We start from the raw sequence: 14,973 nt of genomic DNA on the forward strand, positions 1-14,973 counted from the left end.
CCCGATCAGTGGCCGTGCGCGGCGCTACGACCGCTGGCGGTGAGCGCGGACTTAAGGTCAAAAGCGCCGGACGTCACTACGGAAGCGCCAATCCGCAAACCGCTTTTGATCTCGATTAAACCGTTGGCTTCTTCGCCGGTTTCCACTTCCTGAGCACGGTATTCGCCGTCTGTATCGCCGGGCACGAAAACATGCGTCTGACCGTTGATGGTCTGCACCGCATCGACAGGCACCAAAGGCACCGGATCAGGCACCTGGCGGGTTATGGTCAGATCACCGTACTGGCCGGCTTTCATTGTGCGATCAGGGTTATTGATCAGCGCACGGACCTTCAAAGTGCGAGTCTCGCCATCAAGCCGGCTGGCCACCCAGTCGATTTTTCCATCGACCGCTGCGTCCACGGTGTCGAAACGCGCCGGCTGGCCCACGGCGACCAAATCCGCGTTTTTCTCGTACACTTGACCGAACACCCAAAGAGAGCTCGCGTCGACCACCATAATCGGGGTCTGCTCCGTCGAAAGTATCTGCCCCGGCGCCAGATCGCGCTCTTCCACGACACCGGCCAGGGGGCTGGTCAATACATACCGGCTCAGGTCATCGTTCTGATCCAGCGCCGCTATTTGGTCTTCAGTGAGCCCCATGGCACGCAACGCCGCCTTCGCGGCGTTTCTTTCCGCGCGCGCACCGCGATAGAGGGCACGGGTGTCAAGCAGGTCCGCCTGGCTGACGATATTCTGTTTGGCAAGACGGCTCTGCCTGCGCAAATCCGCGGCCGCGGCTTCGAATTCGGCCTGCTTTCTCAAGTAGCGCGCCTTGGCCTCGCCCAATTGCGGACTCGACAAAACAGCCAGAACGTCATCGCGTTTCACACGGGCGCCGAGGTCGGCGACCACTTTCTCCACTCTGCCTGGCAGCAGGGGGCCCACGTGAGCGATACGGTCCGCATTGAAATGCGCGCTGGCCGGCACCTGGATAGTTTGATCGGCTCGACCACCGGGCACCTTGTCGGTCTTGAGGTTCAACAAGGCGCTTTGCTCCGAAGTTAAAGAGACTTTCGAGCCCGCTTCTTCATTATGATCGCCGTGTTCGGTGCCCGATTCCGACCTTTCGTGGCCCGCCTCTTTTTTGGCGTGGCCGGCCTCATCGTCATGTCCGGGAGAAGCATCACCGCATCCCGCCAACGCCAGAGTTAACACCATTGTCGTGATCGTCGTGGCTACTTTCATGATTCGGAATCTCCCGTGTTCTTCAGTTGTTCGGTTCCGGCTTCACGCAGCGCCACCACACCGCCAGTGGACCTCTCCAGGGCCGCGGCGGCGCCAATCGCTTCACGCAGCGCATCCAGATATTCCCTTCGCGTGTTGATAAGATCGTCCTGAGCCATGGCCAGGGTCGGCGCGCCAACACTACCGGCGCGAAACGCTTTTTCTGTGAGCCGGACGTTTTCCTCGGCGCTGGCCAGGACATCCTTGCCGAATACCTCAAGCCGTTGTCGAGCGGCGTTGTAGTCGGTTACCGCGCCAATCACTTCGGTGCGAACCTGCAAGCGCAACGCATCTTCTTCGATGCGCGCCTGCTCCAGCTCCGCGCGCGCCACCTGGTTTTCACCGGAGCGGGTATCCCACACCGGAATGGGCATGGACACGCCCAGACCCGCAACGTCCGCACCTTCTTCTTCCTGCATGAAACCGAACACTTTGAGATTTGGAATCAGCTGGCGTTTTGATAGGGACAGTGTCTTGCGCGCGGCGACAACCTCCCTGGCCGCGGCGACCAGGTCCTGGCGGCGCTTGAGCGCCTCTCCCAACAGCGGGCCCATACTCGGCAGGTTAAAGCGGTCCAGGCTCAGTTCACTGGTCAAACGCAAACGGGCGCTTTCCGGATCCATCACCAGCAGTTCCATCAGCGCCAATCGAGCCCGTTTATGATCCCGGCGGGCATCAACCAGTGCCGCACGGGCGCGGGCGGCACCAATACGGGCGGTATTGAGTATTAGCTGGGTGGCGGCCCCGGCCTGAAAACGCTGTGACGCAAACTGGTAAAGTTTTCCAGTCAGGGTCTCGGCTCGCTCAGCGGTTTCAACGCTTTCCCGGGCCAGCAAGGCTTCCAGATAGGCAAGGCGCACTCGCGCGCGCACACTGGTTTCGAGAAAAGCAAGCCGTTGCTCGGCGGCGGTCAACCGTGCGGACGCCGCCGCTTTACCAAGCCCCCGTTGCCCGCCAATCCAAATTTCCTGGGACAATCGGATGCCCTTATCGGTACTGGATTGTCCGCCCTGGTCCCTCTCCGCGACCTGCAGAGATAATTCCGGATTGGCGGGCAACCACCGACTGGCGTGTGTCAGACGGCCCTCGAAACGTCCGACGCCAGCGCGCGCCGACTGCAGCGCACTGTTACGCCGGAGCGCCTTTTCCAGCGCCTGCTGCAGTGAAAGAGAGACGGATTCGTTAACCGGCTTTTCGGCCAGATAATCGCCCACCCGCCCCATGCTGAACTGATCGGCGGGCACAGGACCCGCCAGGCCGAGGGCGACGCACGCCGCCGGCACGACCAACTTCCACGGTCGGTTCATAAAGACCTCTGTATGCGTGATTCAGGGAATCAAATCGGCGCTGAAGCGCCGTCAAACTTGTCCAGTGAATCAGACAGAGGGAGGTCGGAAGGGGGAGCGAAAGAATCCGCTGATAGGAGGACTGCTGGGAGCAATCGACAATGCCGGGCTACTAATCACCGTAAATGCCACCGGGACCGCACTCAGTCCGCTCAAGTGGGAAGCCTGATGGCAGCAGTGATGCCGATCACCGTCTCCGTCGTCCGATTGAGGCGTGGAGGTGACGATGTGAAGCTGGGAGGGCTCGTTGGTGGCCTCAGCGTGGGAATGTCCGTCCTTGTCCAGGGTATGCGCCACCACATCGCCACTCCAGACCAGGCTGTTGGTCAGGACCGCAAGGAGTGTGAGGGCATTCAGAAGACGGATCATGAACTAAATACTACCGGCCTCTACCTCGTTCGGCAACCGGACATTTTGTCCTATACTCAACGCCCCTGACACACCCGGCCAAGGAGAATGATATGCCCAGCCGTTTCGAAGAAGTCCGTGACGACGTGCTGTCCCACCCCCTGCACCGGGCCTGCGGCCTGCGCCTGCAGCGCGCCGCCGACGGCGAGAGCGAAGTGGAAATCGAACTTAACGACTTCACCCTCAACCCGGAGGGCTCGCTGCACGGCGGCATGCTGTATACGTTTTTTGACGTGGCCTGCTTTTTTGCCTGTCTGACCCTGCTGGAGGCGGACAAGCATCCGGTGTCGATCGAAACCCACACCAGCGTGCTGCGCGCCGCCTTCAAGGGCGACCGGGTGATGATTCGCGCCCGCGTGGACCGGCTCGGCCGGACCCTGGCGGCAATGCGCGCGGACGCCCTGGCGGTGAAACCCGACGGCAGCGAGAAGCTGATCGCCACCGGCTCGGTGACCAAATCCATCATCAGCCCGGCCGGCGCCTGAGCCCGCCCGGGCGACCAGACGGCCCGGGAAGGCGATGAAATGGTTTGTTTACTCTGATCCGGTAGTAGTATCTTCGTAGAAACAATGAGCGCGCCGTGAACGGTGATGACTTTTTAACCAGCGGCGCCGATAATTTGAGCAGATTCATGGGGCAAGGGGAGATCACCATGTACCGCATCATGGTTGTCGACGACGAAGATTATATTCTCAAGGCGCTGAACCGGGTTCTGGCGACGCGGCCGGACTGGGAAGTGGAAACCTACACGGACGCCGCCACCGCGTTACGGCGCGCCCGCACCACCGTGTTCGACGCGGTGATCACCGATTACCGGATGCCGGACATGGACGGCATTGAGATGCTGCAGGAGTTGCGGACCATGCAGCCGGATACCATCCGTATCCTGCTCACCGGCGTGATCGATATCGACACCCTGATGTCCGCCATCAACCAGGCCGGCGCCTTCCGCTTCGTGCCCAAACCCTGGGACGACGACCAGTTGCTGGAAAGTGTCGAGGAGGGTCTGAAATTCCGCGATATCCTGGTGGAAAATAAAATTCTCGCGCAGACCGTTCGCGACCAGCGCGAAGCCCTCAGAAGCATGGGTTACGACGGGGAGTAACCCGCATGGATCTATTTACATCGTTACAGGGGCCGTTTGCCGGGCTGGGGAGCCAGGGGCTGTTTCTGATGTCCTCCACGGTGATCCTGCTGATCATCATTTTCTTCATGTACAAAACCTACCGGGCCTCCATGAACGTGGAAGCCAGGTTGTCGGAATTCGCCTCGCTGAGCCAGAGCGCCTTCGGCCGCAAACTGCGGTTGATCGAAGTGAACGCGGACGAGTACAAACTCAACAAACGGGTGCTCGGTCCGCTGGCGCGGATCATCGATGAATACTGTGTAATGACCACCAACGAAAAAGGCATCATTACCTTCGCCAACGACCGCTTTCTGTCACTCAGCGGTTTTTCCTTCCGGCAGTTGATCGGCCAGCACGAAAGCATGCACCACCCCAAGGACCGCCCTGAGCTGAGCGCGCATTTCATGCGCTGCGAGCAGGCGCGCCGCGGCGTCTGGAGCGGCGAGGTGTGCGGCCGGGGCGAGGACGGTGAGCTGTACTGGGTGAATATGTTTATTTTCCCGTTGTCGTACATCACCGATGAGGACGACGGCTATATTTATTTCGGCACCGACATCACCCAGATCAAGGCGCAGAACAGTGAACTGATCCAGGCGGTGCGCGACAAGGACGATAAGATCAACCAGGTGGAGTCGATGCTGCTGCATTCGGAAAAAATGGCCTCCCTGGGCACGATTTCCGCGGGCATCGCCCACGAAATCAATAACCCGATTGCCTTCGTCTCCGCCAACCTGCGCCGCAGCGAGCAGTACCTGACCACCCTGTCGAAGGTGATCGCCGGGCTGCGCCGCCGTATCAGCCCGGAACGCTTTGAACAATTTCTGCAGGCGGAACAGTCATTGCGCCTGAATATGGATTCGCTGGAAATGATTCTTAACGATCATCCCCACCTGATGCGCGAAACCAGCGAAGGCATCGACCGGATCAAGAAAATCATCCGCGATCTGAAGCACTTTTCCCATAACGAGCAGGAACGCTATCAGCCGGTGGATCTGTCCCGCTGCGTGGCCACGTCCATGAACCTGGCACGCCACGAACTGGAGCGCGTGCGGGTGACCACCCACCTGCCGCCGGATCTGCCGCCGGTGAACGGTTCGGAGAGTCAGCTCTCTCAAGTGCTGATGAACATTCTGGTCAACGCCGCCCAGGCGGTGGAGCAGGATGGCGAGATCCGCATCGAAGCGCACAGCGACGAGCAGTCGTATTGCCTGTCGGTGACCGACAACGGCCCGGGCATGGACGCGGCCCAGCTGGAACAGATCTTCGAGCCGTTCTTCACCACCAAACCGATCGGCCAGGGCACCGGCCTAGGGCTGTCCATCTCCCAGGACATTATTCAACGCCACGGCGGCACCCTCACCGCCACCAGCGCGCCCGGCGAGGGTACCCGCATCGACATCCGCCTGCCGCTGGCGGAAAAGAAGCGTGCCCATGCAGCCTGATATCCACTACCAGCTGACCGACACCGACGGGCAGGTAACCCACATCAAGTTGCACCAGGAACCGGAGAGCCACGGCCTGGCCGTGGACCCGGATTTCGTGCCCCCGGACTGGGCCCTGCTGGAACACTGCCAGTGCTCGCACTGCCCGCTGAGCCGCGACGAACACCGCTATTGTCCGATCGCCCGCAACCTGGCGTGGCTGCTCCCCGAACAACAATTGGGTCACTCCTTCGACCCCATTCATCTGCGCGTCGCCACCCGGGAGCGGGAATACCTGCTGGATACCACGGCGCAGCGGGCGCTCAGCTCCCTGTTCGGGCTGGTGTGCGCACTCAGCGACTGCCCGCACACCCGCTTCCTGCGGCCCATGGCCCTGTTCCATCTGCCGGTGAGCACGGAAACGGAAACCCTGACGCGCGCCGCCGGCTTCTTTCTGCTGCAGCGCTACCTGGCGAAACGGGACAACCCCGAGCTGCCGCTGAACCTGGAGGATATGGACCGGGCCTACCGCAATCTGGGGGAACTGAACCGCTGTTTCGTGCGTCGTTTCCGTCACCCCGACGGCTCCGACGCGCCAATCAACGCGATGATTCTCTTGCATGTGCTCACCAAGGAAGTGAACGGCGAACTGCACGAGCAGCTCGACGACCTGGCCGGGCTGTTCCGCCAGGCCGCCGGCCCCGCCCCCTAGCAACCCGATGCGCTTTCAGCGGCCGGCGTGTTAACGTCGATTTTCTTTTTCGTTTGTCTCGGGACTATCAACATGAAACTAAAAAACGCCGTGGCTCTGATCACCGGTTCGTCTTCCGGCATCGGCGCCGCCACCGCCCGTCTGTTCGCGGAGCAGGGCTGCCACGTGGTGATCAATTACAGCCGTAACGAAGAGGGCGCCCGCGCCGTGGCCAAGGATTGCGAGGCGTTCGGCGTCCGCACCCTGGTTCAGCAGGCGGACGTGTCCGACGACACCCAGTGCCAGACCCTGGTGGAAGCGACCCTGGCGGAGTTCGGCCGCCTGGACGTGCTGGTCAACAACGCCGGCACCACCAAGTTCTGCGCCCACCAGGACCTGGATGGCCTGAGCAAGGACGATTTCCTGCACCTCTACGCGGTGAACACCGTGGGGCCCTACCAGATGACCCGCGCCGCCGAGAAAGCGCTGCGCCAGGCGGGCACCGCCCAGGTCATCAACATGGCCTCCATCGCCGGCCTCGCCGGGGTGGGCAGCTCGATCGCCTACGCCGCCTCCAAGGGCGCCCTGCTGACGATGACCAAATCCCTGGCCCGGGTGCTGGGCCCGGAGATCCGCGTCAACGCCATCTGCCCGGGCTTCGTGCAGGGCGAATGGCTGGAGAAAGGGCTGGGCAAGGAGGCTTACGCCAACCTGCTGGCCAAGACCAAGGCCGGCGCCGCCCTGAATGACGCCGCCTCGCCGGAAACCGTTGCCCAGGCGGTGCTGGGACTGGTGATCGGCGGCGACCTGGTCACCGGCGAAGCGCTGCTGGTGGACGGCGGCAGCCACCTCAATGCCAGCGGCGTGCGCCGCTGAATGAAAACCGGCGTGGGTCAACGGCACTGTCTTTCCCCGCCACGGCGCGCCACGCCCGGAGCCCTTAGAGCTTGACCCGGGGGCAGCACCAGGGTTGTATAGTCAGCCTATGAATGTGTCGCTGCCCGCCCGCCCCGTTTTCCTGATCCTGCTGCTTTGGCTGGCGGGCGGGCTGTTGTGGTCGCCGGTGCAAGCGGCTCACATCATGAACGGGCCGCCACACGGCCCCACCAGCGAAATGCCATGCGCTGGCGCGCAAGCCGGACAGACCGCCGCCCATACGCATTGCCAGGGCACCGACCACAATAGCGCGCCCTGCTCCTGCGCTCAGGCCTGTCAGGGCAGCGGCATGCCGGCCACGCTGGCGCCGGCGCGAGCGCCCCACGCTGCCCCCACGCTGAATACCGCCCCTGCCGGGGACCGGCTCTCGGGTTTTCACACCTCGCCCTGGCGGCCACCGTCCGCACCACTCCCGATTTAAAGATTCCACGCGCCCCGGCGCGAACCTCTTTTTTAATCAGGAGTCATTCCATGACCTCTTCAGCTGTTATCGGGCGTCGTCGTTTCGTCCAGGGCCTGGCCCTGGGCGCGGGCGCCCTCGGCATCGGCGGTTTCGGCCTGAGCCCCGCCCGGCTACTGGCCGACCAGGGCCAGACCGGCGCGCCCATCCTCAGCGGTAATACCTTTAATCTCGCCATCGGCGGCGCCGACGTGAATATCACCGGAAAAAAGCGACCCGGGATGCTGGTCAACGGCAGCCTGCCGGCCCCCACCCTGCGCTGGCGGGAAGGCGATACCGTTACTCTCAACGTCACCAACTACCTGCCGGCCACCAGTTCGATTCACTGGCATGGCCTGCTGCTGCCGTTCCAAATGGACGGCGTGCCGGGGCTGTCCTTCGACGGCATCGCGCCCGGCGAGACCTTCACTTACCGCTTTCCGATCAAACAAAACGGCACCTACTGGTATCACAGCCATTCCCGTTTCCAGGAGCAAAGCGGGGTCTACGGCGCTATCGTCATTGATCCCGCCGAGGCGGACCCGGAACCGGTGGATCGGGACTACGTGATGGTGCTGTCCGACTGGAGCGACGAAAAACCCGAGCAGATTTACGCCACCCTTAAAAAGCTCAGCCACTACTACAACTTCAACGAGCGCACGATCTTCGACACGCTGCGCGACTTCCGTGAAAAAGGCGTGGTGCAAACGCTCAAGGACCGGCACATGTGGAACACCATGCGCATGAGCCAGAGCGACCTCGCCGACGTCACCGGCTATACCTATACCTACCTGCTTAACGGTCGCAGCCCGAACGCCAACTGGACCGGTCTGTTCAAACCCGGCGAACGAGTGAAGCTGCGCTTCGTCAACGCCAGCGCCATGACGTTCTTCGATATTCGCATCCCCGGCCTGGATATGACCGTGGTGGCTATGGACGGGCAGCCGGTGAAACCGGTGCGCTTCCATGAATGCCGGCTGGGCGTGGCGGAAACCATCGATGTGATCGTCACCCCCGAGAAAAAGCAAGCGTTCACCGTGTTCGCGCAAAGCATCGACCGCTCCGGCTTCGCGCGCGGCACCCTCACCCCCGACCCGGCCATGAGCGCGGCCGTGCCGGAGATGGACCCGCCGCCGCTGTTGGGGCACACCGAAATGGGTATGGGCGGCATGGCCGGCATGAACCATGGCGACATGGAAGGCATGAACCACGGTGCGATGGATCACGGCAAGATGGACCATGGCGCCATGAAGGGCATGCAGCACGACGACATGGGTCACGGTGGTATGAAACATGCCGGGATGCAGCATAAAGGCATGCAGCACGACGGCGACCACAAGGTGCCGTTCGCGTTCGTGGCGGATAACCCGGATCTGGCGCCGCGCACCAGCGCCGTCCAGCATCTGGACTCCGAATACGGGCCGGGCGTGGACATGCGCGCCATGGCGCCGGCGGCGATGCTCGACGATCCCGGCATCGGCCTGCGCGAACGCGACTGGAAGGTCCTCACCTACGCGGACATGGAGACCGCCGGCGGTCCGCCGGACAGCCTGACGCCGGACCGCGAGATCGTCTTGCACCTGACCGGCAACATGAGCCGCTATATGTGGAGCTTCAACGGCATCAAGTTCGCCGACTCCGTGCCCCTGGAGCTTCACCACGGCGAGCGGGCGCGCATCACCCTGGTCAACGACACCATGATGACCCACCCGATTCACCTGCACGGTTTGTGGAGCGATTTGGAGCTGGGCGATGGCCGCCTGCTGCGCAAGCACACCATCACCGTGAAACCCGGCGAAAAACTGAGCTACCTGGTGCGCGCCGATGCCACCGGACGCTGGGCCTACCACTGTCATCTGCTTTACCACATGGAGGCCGGCATGTTCCGCGAGGTGCGCGTGGTCGACAACGCAACGGCGAAGGAGGCACGCTCATGAAACAGGCACATCCGATAACCGCCGCCGCCTTGCTGGCACTGTCACCCCTGGTTCAGGCGATGGACAAGCACGAGCCGGCGTTCAGCCGGGTGATCGTCGATGAGTTCGAGACCCGGGACGCCGACGAAGGCACCGTGGCCGCCTGGGAGGCCGCGGCCTGGTACGGCGGCGACCTGAACAAGCTCTATCTCAGCACCGAAGGCGAGCGCCTGATGGACAACGGCGGCGAAACCGAAGGCTTCGAAACCCGGGTTGCCTGGAACCGCGCCTTCGCCCCATTCTGGGACTGGCAACTGGGGGCCCGCCGGGACTGGCAACCGGACGATCCCAACCGGGACTGGGCCAGCCTCGGCGTGCAGGGCGTGGCCCCCTACCGATTCGAAACCGACGTCAATCTGTTCATCGGTGAGGACGGCCTGACCCAGTTGCGGCTGGAGACCGAGTACGAGCTGCTGTTCACCCAGAAGCTGATCCTGGTGCCGGCCCTGGAAATGAACCTGGCCGGCAAGGCGGACGACGAGCTGAACACCGGCGACGGACTGATGAACCTGGAGGCCGGCCTGCGACTGCGCTACGAAGTCCGCCGGGAATTCGCGCCCTACATCGGCGTGAACTGGGAGCGGCAATTCGGCGACACCGCGTCGCGCACCCGCGACGCCGGCGGCGAGGTGGAGGAGACCACCCTGGTGGCCGGCGTGCGCCTCTGGTTCTGACCGGCCCCCGGGCCGCGACAGCGGCCCGGTTTTCGCTCAGTCCTGGTAGCTGTCCGCTTCCAGGTCGCGAAGTTCCTGGTTGGTCTGCACGCCCAGGTCCAGGTCGCTGAGCTTGCCGTTGGCGATGGAGTAGATCCAGCCGTGAATACTCAGCGGCTGCTCGCGGCGCCAGGCTTCCTGGACCACGGTGGTGTTGGCCACGTTGATCACCTGGCGGGCCACGTTCAGCTCGCACATGCGATCCAGGCGGGCGCCGTCGTCGGGCAGCTCGGCCAGGGCCTTGCGGTTGCGCAGGTAAAGCTCACGCACCTGGCGCAGCCAATTGTCGATCAGCCCGTGGGGCTGGTCTTCCATGGCGGCGCGCACGCCGCCGCAACCGTAATGGCCGACCACCATGATGTGCTCCACCTTGAGCACGTCCACGGCGAACTGCAGCACGGACAGCAGGTTCAGGTCGGTGTGATTGACCAGGTTGGCCACGTTGCGGTGCACGAACAACTCGCCGGGCATCAGGCCGACGATCTGGTTGGCCGGTACCCGCGAGTCGGCGCACCCGATCCACAGAAAACGAGGGCTCTGCTGGTTTTTCAGGGTTTTGAAGAAGCCGGGGGAGTCGAGCTCGATCTGGCGGCGCCAGTCATCGTTATTCTGAAACAGTTCGGGCAGGGTTTTCACGGTGGGCCTCCAGTTGCGACGGTCCAATCATGCCGCAATCGGCGCCGACCGCAACGTGAAAAGTCTTTCTAAAGTTTAGGCGGCCTGACCGGCCTAACCGCCGGTCATGTTCATGAAGCGCACCAGTTGCTCGCCCTCGGCCAGGTCGAACTCGTGGCGCTCCGGCTTGATCTCCATGCCCCGGTGCAGGGCCTCGATCAGCAGCTGGTCGTCGTCCGGGTGGGCACGCAGGATGGCGCGCAGGTCCAGGCTGTGCTCATGGCCCAGGCAAAGCAGCAGGCGGCCCTCGGCGGTGACCCGCACCCGGTTGCAGGCGTGGCAGAAGTTGTTGGAATGGGGCGAGATAAAGCCCACCCGGCTGTCCGGGTAGCCGTCCGCCTGCCAGTAGCGGGACGGGCCGGCGGTGCCGGCGGCCAGCGGCACCAGGGTGAACCGCTCGGCCAGCTGGTCGCGCAGTTCCTCGGAGGAGACGAACGCCTCCTGGCGGCTGTGCTCGCCGATCTGCCCGAGGGGCATTTCCTCGATAAAGGCGATGTCCAGGCCCCGCTGCAGGGCGAAATCCACCAGATCGGCGACCTCGTCCTCGTTGCGGCCGCGCATGATCACGGTGTTCAGCCGCACCCGCCGGAAACCGGCCTGGCGGGCCGCCTCGATGCCCTCCAGCACGTCCTCGAGACGGCCGGTGCGGGTCAGCTCACGGAAGCGCTCCGGTTGCAGCGAATCCAGGCTGATATTGACGCGGGTGACGCCGGCCTGGCGCAGCTCGGTGGCGAAGCGGCCCAGGCGGGCGCCGTTGGTGGTCAGGTTCAGTTCTTCCAGACCCGGCAGCGCCCCCAGCTCCCGCGCCAGGGCGGTGAAGTTCTTGCGCACCAGCGGCTCGCCGCCGGTGAGGCGAATACGCCGCACCCCCTGGCCCACCAGCACGCGGCCAAGCCGGGCCATTTCTTCCAGGGTCAGCACCCGCGCCCGGGGCACGAAGGTCATGTCCTCCGCCATGCAGTACACGCAGCGGAAATCGCAGCGGTCGGTCACCGACAGCCGGACATAATCGATAATGCGTCCAAAACGATCTTCAAGCATGGCGCCATGATGCCAGATTCCGGCCACCGGTGGGTACGGCTGTTGCGGTCATTTCGAGCCAGCGGCGGGGCGCCGGTTGGTCAGCGCCTTGGCGGGGCTGTTAACATGGTGCCCTGAGACGGCGTTCGGCGCCGGTTATACACACCCGATTCAACCCCAAAGGGGCACGCATGCAAATTGCAGACAACAAGGTAGTGGCCTTCCACTACACGCTGACCAACGAAGCCGGCCAGACCATCGATTCCTCCCGCCAGCGCGAGGAGCCGCTGAGCTACCTGCACGGCCACGGCAACATCATCCCGGGCCTGGAAAAAGCACTGGTCGGTAAAGAAGCCGGCGACAAGCTGGAAGTGAAGGTAGCCCCGGAAGAGGGTTACGGCGAGCGTAACGAAGGCCTGATCCAGCAAGTGCCCACCTCCGCCTTCGAAGGCGCCGGCGGCGAGCTGCAGCCCGGCATGCAATTCCAGGCACAGACCGAAGCCGGCCCGCGCATCTTCACCATCACCGCGGTGGAAGGCGAGGAAGTGACCGTGGACGGCAACCACCCGCTGGCCGGTGAGACCCTGAACTTCGACGTGGAAGTCACCGAAGTGCGTGAAGCCACCGACGAAGAGCAGGAGCACGGCCACGTGCACGGCCCGGAAGGCCACGAGCACTAAGGCGCCCCGGCGCCTTCAGGCCAACAGAAAGGCGCCGCTCGCGGCGCCTTTTTTGTGGCTGCCGCCTAGCCGGCCCGGCGGGCGGGGGCCGCGTCCCAGGGGGCCGGCTCCGGCAGGCTCTCCATGAACACCTCCAGCCCCTGGCTCCAACTGGCCGCCGACAGGGTCGCCACCACCGTGGTCACATCCCCCAGCGCCGCCGGCAGCGGCAGGGTGTGCAGTTCGAAACGCTGACGGTACTGCTCCACCGTGGAGGCCGGCAGCACCGCCAGCCCCATGCCGGCACTGACGCAGCCGACGATGGCGTCCAGGCTGCCGAACTCGTGGATGCGCGGCGCCGGCACCCGCCGCTCCGCCAGCAACAGTTCGATGGTGCGCCGGTAGCCGCAGCCCTGGCGGAACGCCAGAAACGGCGTGCGCAGCAGTTCCGCCCGCGCCGGCATGGCCGGCAGCGGCCGGGCGCTGACCAGCACCAGCCGCTCGCGAAACACCGGGCGCAGGGCCAGCTCGTCGCCGGCGTCCTCGGCGGCCACGAAGGCCGCATCCAGCTGGCCGGCGCGCACCGCCTCGATCAGTTCACCGCTGGTGCCGGTGCGCAGATGCACCGACAGCTGCGGCCAGCGCCGGCTGAGGGCGGTCAACAGGCCGGGCAGGTGCACCGCCGCGGTGGTTTCCATGCTGCCCAGGCGCAGCTCGCCGAGCGGCTCGCCGCCAGGCCGGAAGCGGGCCAGGGCATCGTCGTGCAGCTCCACGATGCGGCGGGCATAGCCGAGCAACTGGCGCCCGGCCGGGGTTACCACCACCGGGCTGCGCCGCTCCAGCAGGTGCGCGCCCAGCTCGCTCTCCAGCTTTTTGACGTGGGCGGTGACGTTGGACTGCACCGTGTGCAGCCGCTCGGCGGCGGCACTGAAGCTGCCGGTGTCCACCACGGCGCGGAAGATTTCCAGGGAACGGATCAGCACGACGGTCACCTTTCACTCGTTGAGATAGTGACCATCTTAAAAAATCATTTCCGGTGATAGAAGCACTCTGTTTAACTTGCCCCTTTCACCGAGCCGAGCGGAGCCCGTCCATGTCGTCCCACGCCCCCATTCCCTCCCCCGTCCGCCTGGTGGCCATGGCCGCCTCGGCGACCCTGGTGGGCATCGGTCTGGGCCGTTTCGCCTATGCGGCGCTGTTGCCCGGGGTGATCCAGCGCGGCTGGCTGAGCGAGGCGGACGCCGGCTATGTGGGCGCCGCCAACCTGCTGGGCTATCTGGTGGGCGCGGTGCTGGCCGGGCGGGTGGGCCGGCGCTGGGGCACCACCCCGGTGATCCGCCTTTCCGCCGTGCTGGTGGCGGTGGGCTTCGCCGCCAGCGCCTGGCCGGGGCCGGTGTGGTGGTTCAGCCTGTGGCGGTTCGTGGCCGGCGTCACCGGCGCCTTTCTGATGGTGCTGGCGCCGTCGCTGATCGCCAGCCATCTGCCGGAGTCCATGCGCAAGCGGGGCACCACCTGGATCTTCACCGGGGTCGGCGTGGGGGTGCTGTTTTCCGCCACCCTGGTGCCGCTGTTGATCGAAAGCGGCCTGATGCTGGCCTGGCTGGGCCTGGCCCTGGCCTGCCTGCCGCCGATTCTGGTGCTGTGGCGGCCCTGGCCGCCGGTGGCCGGCGCCAGCCCCCACCAGCAGGGCCCCGGGCGCGGCGCCGGGCTGTTGTTGCTGGTGGTGTATCTGGCCTATCTGATGGACGCGGTGGGCTTCGTGCCGCACACCGTATTCTGGGTGGATTATCTGGAGCGCCAGCGGGGCTTCAGCCACTGGGCCGCCGCCCTGCAGTGGGGGGTATTCGCGGTGGGCGCGGTGTCCGGGCCGTTTCTGGCCGGCGCCATGGCGCGCCGGCTGGGCTGGCACCGCACCCTGATCACGGCGCTGACCCTGAAAGGCACCGGGGTGCTGCTGCCCATGCTGGTGCCGGGCATCGCGGCGGTGACCGCCTCCTCGTTTCTGGTCGGCGCCATGATCCCCACCATGGTGTCCGGCATCATGGGCCGCACCGCCGAGTTGGTGCCGCCCCGTCTCGCCACCCAGGCCTGGGGGCGGGCCACCGCCCTGTTCGCGGTGGGCCAGGCCGGTGCCGCCTATGCTCTGGCGGCGCTCTATGCCCGGCCCGGCGGCGCGCCGCTGACCTTCGAGATCGGTGGCGCCACCCTGCTGGCGGCGGCGCTGCTGGTGGCGTTGTCCGGGGTGGTGGCGCACCACACCGCCAGGCATTCCTGATGGCGGTTTTCCCGTAGAATCCG

General features: G+C 64.6%; 14 protein-coding genes. 9 read left to right on the forward strand and 5 right to left on the reverse strand.

The window, feature by feature from the left end:
* Positions 1 to 5: 5 nt before the first annotated feature.
* Both FGS76_RS14530 and FGS76_RS14535 read right to left on the reverse strand, forming a co-directional pair.
* On the reverse strand, positions 6 to 1,226 hold the full coding sequence (locus tag FGS76_RS14530) for an efflux RND transporter periplasmic adaptor subunit (RefSeq protein ID WP_138773367.1): 1,221 nt from the start codon (positions 1,224 to 1,226) through the stop codon (positions 6 to 8).
* Positions 1,223 to 2,572, reverse strand: coding sequence for a TolC family protein (locus FGS76_RS14535; protein WP_138773368.1), 1,350 nt, complete (start codon positions 2,570 to 2,572; stop codon positions 1,223 to 1,225). The genes FGS76_RS14530 and FGS76_RS14535 overlap by 4 nt, the downstream gene beginning before the upstream one ends.
* Before the next feature lie 500 nt (positions 2,573 to 3,072).
* Here FGS76_RS14535 and FGS76_RS14540 point away from each other — a divergent pair, with 500 nt between their 5' ends.
* From FGS76_RS14540 to FGS76_RS14570, 7 genes are all read left to right on the forward strand, one after another.
* A complete protein-coding gene (locus FGS76_RS14540) occupies positions 3,073 to 3,504 on the forward strand; it encodes a PaaI family thioesterase (protein WP_138773369.1) in 432 nt (143 codons plus the stop codon).
* Between the two features lie 167 nt (positions 3,505 to 3,671).
* Positions 3,672 to 4,124, forward strand: a complete 453-nt coding sequence (locus FGS76_RS14545; protein ID WP_138773370.1) for a response regulator — start codon at positions 3,672 to 3,674, stop codon at positions 4,122 to 4,124.
* A 5-nt stretch (positions 4,125 to 4,129) separates the two neighbouring features.
* Positions 4,130 to 5,587: a sensor histidine kinase gene (locus FGS76_RS14550; protein ID WP_138773371.1), complete on the forward strand. Its 1,458-nt coding sequence runs from the start codon at positions 4,130 to 4,132 to the stop codon at positions 5,585 to 5,587.
* Positions 5,577 to 6,278, forward strand: coding sequence for a DUF6901 family protein (locus FGS76_RS14555; RefSeq protein ID WP_138773372.1), 702 nt, complete (start codon positions 5,577 to 5,579; stop codon positions 6,276 to 6,278). Before FGS76_RS14550 ends, FGS76_RS14555 begins: the two co-directional genes overlap by 11 nt.
* A gap of 72 nt (positions 6,279 to 6,350) precedes the next feature.
* The gene (locus FGS76_RS14560; RefSeq protein WP_067605000.1) at positions 6,351 to 7,133 is read left to right on the forward strand and encodes an SDR family NAD(P)-dependent oxidoreductase; all 783 of its coding nucleotides are present in this window, start codon (positions 6,351 to 6,353) and stop codon (positions 7,131 to 7,133) included.
* Between the two features lie 531 nt (positions 7,134 to 7,664).
* Positions 7,665 to 9,569: a copper resistance system multicopper oxidase gene (locus FGS76_RS14565; RefSeq protein ID WP_138773373.1), complete on the forward strand. Its 1,905-nt coding sequence runs from the start codon at positions 7,665 to 7,667 to the stop codon at positions 9,567 to 9,569.
* Positions 9,566 to 10,282: a copper resistance protein B gene (locus tag FGS76_RS14570; protein WP_138773374.1), complete on the forward strand. Its 717-nt coding sequence runs from the start codon at positions 9,566 to 9,568 to the stop codon at positions 10,280 to 10,282. The genes FGS76_RS14565 and FGS76_RS14570 overlap by 4 nt, the downstream gene beginning before the upstream one ends.
* 36 nt (positions 10,283 to 10,318) lie before the next feature.
* Here FGS76_RS14570 and can read toward each other — a convergent pair whose 3' ends face one another.
* Together can and moaA are read right to left on the reverse strand one after the other, a co-directional pair.
* Positions 10,319 to 10,957 (reverse strand): carbonate dehydratase, encoded by a 639-nt coding sequence (gene can, locus FGS76_RS14575; RefSeq protein WP_138773375.1) that lies wholly within the window; start codon positions 10,955 to 10,957, stop codon positions 10,319 to 10,321.
* A 93-nt stretch (positions 10,958 to 11,050) separates the two neighbouring features.
* A complete protein-coding gene (gene moaA / locus FGS76_RS14580) occupies positions 11,051 to 12,037 on the reverse strand; it encodes a GTP 3',8-cyclase MoaA (protein WP_138773376.1) in 987 nt (328 codons plus the stop codon).
* Positions 12,038 to 12,207: 170 nt separating this feature from the next.
* On the opposite strand from moaA, the gene FGS76_RS14585 reads away from it, so the two are divergent.
* Positions 12,208 to 12,696 (forward strand): FKBP-type peptidyl-prolyl cis-trans isomerase, encoded by a 489-nt coding sequence (locus FGS76_RS14585; RefSeq protein ID WP_138773377.1) that lies wholly within the window; start codon positions 12,208 to 12,210, stop codon positions 12,694 to 12,696.
* A 65-nt stretch (positions 12,697 to 12,761) separates the two neighbouring features.
* Here FGS76_RS14585 and FGS76_RS14590 read toward each other — a convergent pair whose 3' ends face one another.
* Positions 12,762 to 13,667 (reverse strand): LysR family transcriptional regulator, encoded by a 906-nt coding sequence (locus FGS76_RS14590; protein WP_240692551.1) that lies wholly within the window; start codon positions 13,665 to 13,667, stop codon positions 12,762 to 12,764.
* A 101-nt stretch (positions 13,668 to 13,768) separates the two neighbouring features.
* Between FGS76_RS14590 and FGS76_RS14595 the strand changes: the two genes are divergently transcribed.
* The gene (locus FGS76_RS14595) at positions 13,769 to 14,950 is read left to right on the forward strand and encodes a YbfB/YjiJ family MFS transporter (protein ID WP_138773378.1); all 1,182 of its coding nucleotides are present in this window, start codon (positions 13,769 to 13,771) and stop codon (positions 14,948 to 14,950) included.
* Positions 14,951 to 14,973: the final 23 nt, after the last annotated feature.

This window comes from Alloalcanivorax gelatiniphagus, from assembly GCF_005938655.1.
In the GTDB taxonomy this organism is placed as follows: Bacteria; Pseudomonadota; Gammaproteobacteria; order Pseudomonadales; family Alcanivoracaceae; genus Alloalcanivorax; species Alloalcanivorax gelatiniphagus.